Source organism: Nocardia sp. NPDC049737, assembly GCF_040674755.1.
Classification (GTDB): Bacteria; Actinomycetota; Actinomycetes; order Mycobacteriales; family Mycobacteriaceae; genus Nocardia.
Genome location: NZ_JBFANH010000036.1, coordinates 70,822 through 80,026, shown reverse-complemented (window position 1 = coordinate 80,026; position 9,205 = coordinate 70,822). Strand labels below are relative to the sequence as shown.

Annotated in this window: 1 protein-coding gene (cut by a window edge); it reads left to right on the top strand. The window is 63.9% G+C overall.

Annotated elements, in window-relative coordinates:
- Positions 1 to 15: 15 nt before the first annotated feature.
- The coding region annotated (locus AB0J47_RS35770) for a LuxR C-terminal-related transcriptional regulator (RefSeq protein WP_364356737.1) crosses the window boundary (this coding region is incomplete at its 3' end): on the top strand, positions 16 to 9,205 show 9,190 of its 53,785 nt. Its footprint extends 44,595 nt past the window's final position.

The following is a 9,205-nucleotide window of genomic DNA, read 5'->3' as shown; positions in this document are numbered from 1 at the left end:
GCGACGTACCAGCATGTGCTCACCGTGCTGGGCTGGGACGGGACGCACGGCACGCCACCCGAACCCGTGCAGCAGCTGGCGCACGCGATCAACGCGGCCGGTTACCACACCGCGCAACTCGACGGGTGGCAGATTCCCGCGGGCCGTCAGCTCGGCGACTACCTGAGTGAGCAGCTGCGAAACGCGTTGCTGGACAGCACCGTTCACATGACCGATGGGGAGATCACATCCATCGCCGACGTGCACAATGCGCTGCGAAACGGCCGCAATCTCAGCCCGCTCCAGGTCGGCGCGATCCATGCGATGACCAAGGCGGTGCAGACACAGTTCCCGACCGTCGCGGTCGGCGCGCCCGACAGCCCTGCACAGGCACAGCATCGAGACGGTGCCCCGGCTCCCCTGCTCCAATCGGCCGATGAACAGCCGACGAGTGCCCCGCAAGTGGCGCCGCCCATCGTTGCTACGGCAGCAAGTGCTGAGACGGACAATGAAACCAGCACTGTGCCTGGGGATTTGGCCCCGGCACAGGCGCTGGACGCATCGCTCCCGGCGGGACCCACCGACACCGGACCACACGCCATGGCCGTGTTCGCGCAAAGGCTCGTAGCCGCCTATATAAAGCTCGAGGGTGTCACGGCATCCGACCCCATGGTTGTGGCCCTGGCCAACATGACAATTCCCAGGTTCCAGCATCACTTCAGCGCGCTGTCCCCGACTCAGCAGACAGCACTGACTCTGCGGTTCCGGCAGGAACAGTCGGATGGCCAGACAGCAACAGCCATGAACAAGGGCATGACCTTGGCACGGCCCCTCCGGGCTGCCGCAGTGCGGACCATCACCGCAGGCGCCCTGCGTAGCCTGGCCAGATCGGTCGGCGCGGAACAACGCGTGCCCGGAATCGGTCTGAATTTGACCGCGGATGAAATCACCGTTCTGTGCGGGACAGCTCAAGGTTTGCTGCCGTTCGAGGTCGCGGCAATGGAACAGCTCAGGTGGTCACGCAGGAAAGCCGTCGCCGCCGTCAACCAGGTGAGCAACAAGCTCAACACCGCGAATCGCGCCGCTTCGGTGGCCGCCGCGGTCCGCCGGGGAGACCTCGATATCACCGACTTCCCGGTCGCCGAACAGTCCGGACCCGTCGAAGTGTCAGCGACCGAACGCGATGTCCTGGTCTTGGTCGCGAAAGGCCTGACAGACGAGGGTATTTCCGAGCACCTGCCACTCTCGGTGGATCAGGTGCGCAACTGCCTGGACGACATCGGCGCCGCATTCGGGGTCCGCGACCGCGCCGGTATGGTCGCCGTCGGATTGCGTGAGGGTCTGCTCGATATCAACGGTTCCGCGTGGACGAAGTGGACCGGTGTGAACACCGACGACCGCACACTGTCCGGGCGCGAGCTGGAAGTTCTCACCATGCGGGCCGCAGGCGAGCGGATTGCGGATATCGCGGCTGCGCTCGGCCTGTCCGAGAACACCGTGAGTACCTACCTCAAGCGCATTCGCGAGAAACTGGGCGTTTCGGGGACCGGCGACCTGGTCACGGCGGCGCTCGATAAAGGCATCGAGTTGCCCGGTGCCTCGCGCAAGAACAAACCAGGTACCAAGAGTGTCGGCGGAAGAATAACCGCGGTCCATCCTGGTGGCAGTCCCGGTTCGGTGGCGAGCACAGTGCCCGATCGTGATCTGATCGCACAGTTGCGTCGGCCGTACGGACACGACACTCTTCGTCGGACACTGGCCGCCGTCGGCTGGGATGCCGAGCGCAACGCACCCGCGGCCGACGACGACCTCAACCAGTTGACCTCCGCCGAGCGCACCATCCTCTCCGCCGCGATCGGCATGATGCGCTTCGGCCGTGACCTCACCAGACAACAATTCGCCGCGGCCGAGCGAATCATGCAGCGAGTGACCGAGCGGCGCCAGCTGCGCAATAGCGAACTGACCGATACCGAGCTCGCTGTACTCGCCGAAATAGCGACCGGCAAGACATACGCCCAGATAGCGATGCATTTGGGCCGACGGTACCGCGATGTGCAGAACGATGCCGCGCGTATATTTACGAAGCTCGGCGCGAGCGACCGAACCCATGCCGTGGTCCTGGCATTGGGTACAGAAATCTTCGAGCTGGATGATCTCCCCGAGCCGGAAAATCGGCTGTCACAGCCGCTCACCGGTCGCGAAGCCGAAATACTCGGACTGATCTGCGCGGATAAGAACACCATCGAGATCGCGGCGGCGACCGGATTGTCGAAGGATGCGGTACAGGCAAATATCGACCGTATCTTCCGAAAGTTCGGCACCAACACCCGAGTCGGCGCGATAGTTCAGGGACTTCGCGTCGGATACATCGATCCGAACAACGTCCCTGGCCCGGCAATCCCCGCACACCAAACGCTGTCCGGACAACAACTGGAAATACTCCGGTTAACCGCTGCAGGCTATACGAACGAGCAGATCGGAAATTCCAGAACTCTCGGGCTGGCGCGCGATTCGGTTGGGCAGATATTAAGGGAAATCTTCAAGAGACTCGGCGCGCACAGCCGGGCCGGGGCCGTCATGCAAGCCCTGCGCCTGGGATATGTCGACGTGGACGATATTCCGGCAGCAGCCATCAGTGCGCGTGCACTGTCCCCGCAGGACAAGGAAATCCTCCGCCTCATCGCAGTGGGCCGATCGGACGTTGAGATCGCCCGCGCTCGCGGTGTCTCTCTCGCGACCATAAGAACCGAGGTGCGCATAATCCTCGAAAAGCTCGGCGTCAGCGACAGGACCGTCGCCGTAGTCGAGGCAATGCGCCGGGGTGACCTCGTCCTACCGAGCTCTGTCCATTCGGATGAAACGGGACCCACCGGCTCGGACGCGCACGCGATAGCCCCCGCTGCGCCCTCATTGACGCGCACGGCACGCCACCCAGGACCGGATACGGCACCGACGTCGTTGCCGGATCCGTTCGAGGAATGGCCGACCGACGACACGACTCTGTCGCGGGCTCAGCAGGGTAATTCGTCGGCATCGCAAGCACTTCAGCGACGATACGGCCGCGACAATGTCCAGCGACTGCTCGCCGTATTGGGATGGGATCCCGCTCGTGGTACTCCGCCGGAGCCGGTGTCGCGGCTGGCGTACGCGATTCACTTCGCTACCTTGGCATTCGCTGAGCACAACCAATGGCCCGTGCCCGTAGGACAGGACGTCGGTGACTGGCTACTGACCACCGGTCAGAACACGCTGCTCGACAACCTCAATCACCTGAGCGGCGACCAACGCCGACTACTCACCCATGCGGCCAATGCGTTGCGCCGCCATGAGGATCTCACCGAACCACAGTTTCGTGCCATCGAACGCCTCACCGAGGAAGTGCGGACACAATCGCGCACCAACAGTGCTACCGAAGAACCAGCGCAGGACCAGGCGGCCACTAACCGCGCGCCGATCAAATCCGTCAACAAGCTCGACGAGTCCGCTACGGAGTCCGCGCGGTATGCCAAACAGGCGATCGCGCGGGAGTTGTTCGATGCCTATGGGATCGAGGTGCTCGGCCTCGATAAACCCGGAATTTCCGTCGAGACCGCACTGTCGATCCGAAATGCAATTATCGACAATTTCAACGAGAATCCACTGATACCGCTCGCGGCTATTCTGGTTGCTCCGCTGGACGGTCCGATGGCCTGTGTATGGCAGGCGGGCGGCCTGGGTGACGAATCACCGCAACTGATGATTCTCAACGAGAATTATGTGGCTGATTCGGAACTGCTGCACACGAGCATGGCGGGCGCGGTAGAACGCGGCTGGCTGGTGGCACCGACGGGTGATCCCGCCTATGACATCGTCAACCACGAAATGACCCATCTACGCGACAAGTTCGCGAGGTCGGGTAGATACTCGAATCCCCGACGCGAATATCGGAATCTGGTCGATTCGCGTGCACTGGGGATTCTTCCATCCAGCGTCAGATTCGATAGACGGAGAAACTACAGTAACGTACTGGAGGCTGCGTCTTTCCCCTTCTTGGTCGCACATTTCGATGGCCTGAAGAAGGCCAAGGCACTGCCGGCGGACTACACGTTCGACGAATGGCTGGATCAGCTCGATGGGTACAGCTTCCACCGGAAGGAATTGAGCGAAGAGGACCGCCGATACACAGCCGATGAATTGACCGAAGAGGGCCGCCTTTACGCGGGCTTCATCGCCTGGCTGGATAATGCCGGTATCCAGCGTCCGAATCTCATCGCCGATTTGAAGGCCCTATTCGAATCCTGGAAGAAGCAGCTCGACGATGACACTCGACGCCGGATACTCACGGCTGCGGAACAGGAGGAACTCAGCAATGACGGCGACCCGGGTGCGGCAAGTCTCGGTGATCGCAAGATTTTCAATCCAGCGGAGGCACTCGCCGAGGGCAACAACAGGTTCGGGGCGGCCGTACCGGTCACCGGTGTAACCGCGAGCGGACTCCCGGATTTCACACATCCGGCCTATGCATTGCAAGCCGTACTCAGGGGCGTTCCCGTAGCTCAGGTGTGGCGGGAAGCGCAGAATCGGAATGCTCTGGCAGCCGCCAGAGCGAACGACCGCGGGCCGGTCCCGCAAGCATCCGGTTTCCGCGCGACCATCGCGCCGGACGGAATGATGGTGAACCTGGTTCGGGCATGGCGCGCACAGGATCCCGCCGGCCGAGCGACGTATTTGGGTGAGGCCTCCGCGTACCTACGGACCGATTTCTGGGGTTGGCCGTCCTTCGTACTGGACGAGCTGGCGCATTTGGTGGATCAGCAGCGAGCCGAAATGCAGGGCGGGGGCAGTGCCCCGGTGGCTGTCGACCAGTCAGTGCACCCGATGTCCGAATGGGAACACGCGCCCGCCGGTGAACTGGCGAAAGCGGTTCAACAAGTGAGTGATACCGCTTGGCGGCGCACCGAACTACTGCGCGGTATTCGCGATGCGCTGGTACATACCGATGGTCTCTGCGCACTGCTCGACCTCACCGAATGGGCCGACGCCGGTGCGGCCGCAGCGGAGCTTGCCCCCGCGCAGGTGCGTACCCGGGCAGCGGCGGCGCTGTCGCGAGCCGATCTCGGCGAGCAAATGCGTAACCGACTGCTGGCACTACTCGATGACCTGGCCGCGGTCGCGGCCCAGTGCGCGGCGTTCGACGCGGACCTGACCCGCTGGCGTGCCGTGGCCGAGGAGTTGGCGCTGCTTGATGTCGTGGCGGCACGCGGCGGCATTCCTGTCGGCCCCCACGGGCAACTCGTGGGCGGCACCAGGGTCGAAGTATTCGAACGACCCAGCCGCCGTTCCGCACTCGATAGCAGACTTCGGAATACATTGCGACAGCATGGAATTCCGGTGATCACTCGGCAAGTTCGGGTCGATCATTACGGCCGGGTGCTGGTCACCCAGCTGCCGACGCCGATTCGAGACTCGATCGCACAAGGCCAGAATCGGTTGTCGCGGCTGGGTAATCCACCGCAGGAAGGCTCGCACCCCCTGCGCGCAGCCGACGAACTGGACCGGCAGTCAGCGGACGCACTCGAACAGCCGTGGCTGCCGGTCACTTTGGCGACCGAGCTCGGGGAACAGCAGCCTGAGTGGGGCGGGCGAATCGCCGCCGCCGCCAGCAGAGTAGCCCGCACCAGGGCGGCCATACAGCGTATTCTTCCCACCCGATCCGATCCGGATCGAATGCCCGCGGAGGCCGAGCGGCGGCAGTCGACGTTGCTGGCACGTCTGGAAATGCTCGCGGAGGCCCTGCGCACGGTCCGGATTCAGGCCGCCGCCGAGGCGGCGCGGCGTCAGCTGGAACAACTGCCCGGACAGCGGATCGGCCGCTGGGCTCGCCTCGATGGCGATGTGCTCACGGTGCTGTCGCCCTTCGCGGACGCTGAGCACTTTCTTCCCACGGGTACGCTGAATGCGCTGGCGCAAGCTGGGATTCGGGTCGACTACCGGCAGGTCCAGGTAGACGACGAAGGACGCGTCCGATCCACACCACTCGCCCCCGCCGCCGTCGAGCAGGGCCGCTGGTACGCCGGACGACAACGGATCAGAATCGGAGAAGCGGCCGAACCCACTTCGCACGAGCTGATCGCGCAAGTGGCCGCGCACCTCGACGAACTTCTCCTACGGCATGGCGTCGCAGATCCGGCGACCGACCGAATGTCCTTGGCACAGTTGCATGCTCAGCGAGTCACCGCGGTTGCCGAGCGGGAGCGCGCACGGCTGGCACGCGACCGGTGGCGCGCAGAACGCGACCGGCGGCGTGCGATCATCGACCCGAACGGCACCATGTCGGAATCGGTCGCCCGCACGTTCGCGGCGTACGCCGCCGCCGAACGGAATGCCACTCGACTCGAGCATGCGTTCCACCGGGCCTACACCGAAACCGCCCGCCTCACGCTTCTCATCTACCGAGCTACCGAAGATCTGCGGACAAGCGAAGCGGCGGGATCTACCCGAAAGCTACTCGGGTCTGACATCAAGGCACAGCATCAGGCCCGCCGAGCGCAATTGTCGCAATTGGGGCTGGTCTCGGCCGAACCGGAATCGCCTGCCGCATTCGACAACCACGCTTCGCTCGCCAGCGCAGCGCAACTGCGCGCCAGCACGGCGCAGATGCGTCCGCACGGACCCGTCGCACGGACCTCGGACTCCGAGACCGTGGCGAAGGTCAAAGCAGCATTCGAGTCCGCGCGTAATGCCGCGGCGCGAGGCGACGAAAGCGAGCTCGACGAACTGCGGGCCGCCATGCGGCGGATAGACAACGTCGATCAGGTGCGGTGCCTCGAGTTCCGATTCGTACAACAGATGTCGATCCCCGAGGTCGTCGAGGCGATAGGTGGAAATCGCAACGCGACCGCCATCAAGAGACAGCTCAGCCGAGCCGTATACGCTTTGGCGGGAATCCTTTTCGCCGAATCCGATCAGGATTCCGAGGACGAATCCGCAACGCAGCCCGAAGATCCGATCGGTACACCCGAAAACACCGACGGTCGAGAGCGAACGGCCGACGCCAGCCATTCCGATGCGCGGCAGCGTGCCCTCGAGGTGCTTGTCGAATCAGTCGCGATGCAGGACGTGGCGGAAGACAACGGAAAATTCAGTCGCCGCGACACCATCATGTTCGGAATCCGGAATGCCATTCGATCCGGTGCGCTTCCGGAGGGAACGTTGTTGCCGCGGGCGGCTGAACTTGCCAAGCGGCTCGGCGTCGGGAGGTCCTCGGTAGAAAGGGCTTATCAGGAGCTGTCCCGCCGACAGTATGTCAAGACGGTACGTGGATACGGGACCACGGTGTCCGGCCAACGGCGACCGACCGCGCCCACCGCCGAGCAGGGCCGCGAAACCGATTCAGCCGCGCCGGGTTCGGGAATCCGTACCGCGCGTCGATATGTCCTGGACTGCGCTATCCGAGTCGCCCGCACAGTGCGGGCGCTCGGCCACGACGAGGCACCCGAGCCCGACGAAAACGATCCCGCCTGGTTCGCCGATGACAACTGGCGCGCCCTCGAAGCGGGCATCCTCGCCCAGCTCACGGTCGAGCCGAAACCTGCGGATGGGACCGACCCGATCGCCGCCATCGCCGAAAGAATGCGCAGCGGGCAGGGACCGGATACCGCCGTCATCGTCGTCGACGACGGCGAGAACGCCCACGGCTTCATCATCACCAAAGTCGGGGACGAACTCATCGTCTTCGACACCCTCATCGAGGGCGACGGCCCGCGCGTACGAAGCTACTACGGCGACGAAGACGCCGAAAACAAGTGGGAACCCAGTTATCAACGCATAAGCACCCTCTATGTCGCTGAACTGAAAAACGACGGCGGCGTACTCACCGCGGTGAAACAACCCAACGCTGACCACGAAAACGAACCACACCCGAACAAGATCACCGGTCCACCGGCGGATGTGAGCGCAGCACTCCAGCAGGCACCGCGGGCTGCGGTCGTGCAGGTACTCGATCAGATCGACGCGGAGTTGCGTTCCATGAACGCCGCACAACGCCGCCGCCTCGCAACACTTCCCGGCCTCGCCGCACTTCCGAACTGGTTCGTGCGCAAGCTCGCACACGAAGCCGACGCACAGAAGCTGGCGGCTGGGCTGCCAGCCACGATGACGCCCGACGAGTGGCACAGTCAGGCGCGCGAGCTGACCGACGAACTCGCCGGACTTCTCGGACTGCGGCAGCCGAGTACCGAATGGACAAACCCGTCCAGCAGCGACCCACTCCATGAACTCCGGAAGATCAGCAGGCGCGACACCGCACCACCTGAACTCGAACACCTCGTCGATGCCGCGACACAATCGCTGGGGCTGGCGGAGATAGCGGCCGCTGTCGAGCCCATCCACGAGTTGATGGCCACCTGGCCGGTAGCGGAACACCTCGACGCGGCAATTGGCATCGCGTGGGAGCTGGCAGTGCAGGCTCGGGCCAATGAGGGTGGTAGCCCGCGCATTTCCGGCTCGATACTGGGGCAACCGGGTAATCGGTGGGTGGAGATCGAGGTCGCCGATGACAGTCGGGACCTGCCCGTACGCGCCGATGACACCCGTTCCGGCTGGCGTGCTGTGGAGTTGCTGGACGCGAAGGCCGGGACGTGGGGCTGGACCGTGCCACGTGACCGCCGAAAGAAGGTGTGGTTCAGGCTCTTCGAGGCGTCCGGGCGCGCAGATCCGTCACGGGTCATGCGTGAACCCGAGATGAAACTGAGCTTCGCCCAAGGTTCTGTGGCGCCGGGTGCCCGAGCGGCACGCCACGCGGCGGAGGAATTCCTGGCTGAGGCCGGTTGGCCAGACGATCAAGAGCGCTACGACCTGCTCATGCTGCTATCCGAGTTGGTATCGAACGTCGATCGTTACGCCCACGAGGGCGGGGCTCAGGTGCGTGCCTTCCGGTTCGGCGATGTGTTCCGGTTCGAGATCGGTGATGTAAGCCGGGGGTTGCCGGAGCGCCAGCAGGAAAGCGATTTCGATTCCGTCACCGATCAAGACTTTTCGGGTGACGAACTGGACCAATGGGAAGCGGGCTTACTGACCGCCGGAACCCACGGCCGTGGCATCGGATTGCTCGAAGAGATGGCCTCGGCCTGGGGTGTCGACCTGGAACGCGCCGGCGGCAAGACCGTTTGGTTCGAGATCCGGATGCCGGACACCGCAGCCAGCGCCAGTGACACATCAGACGACCCGGATCATGGCGCACCGAAGA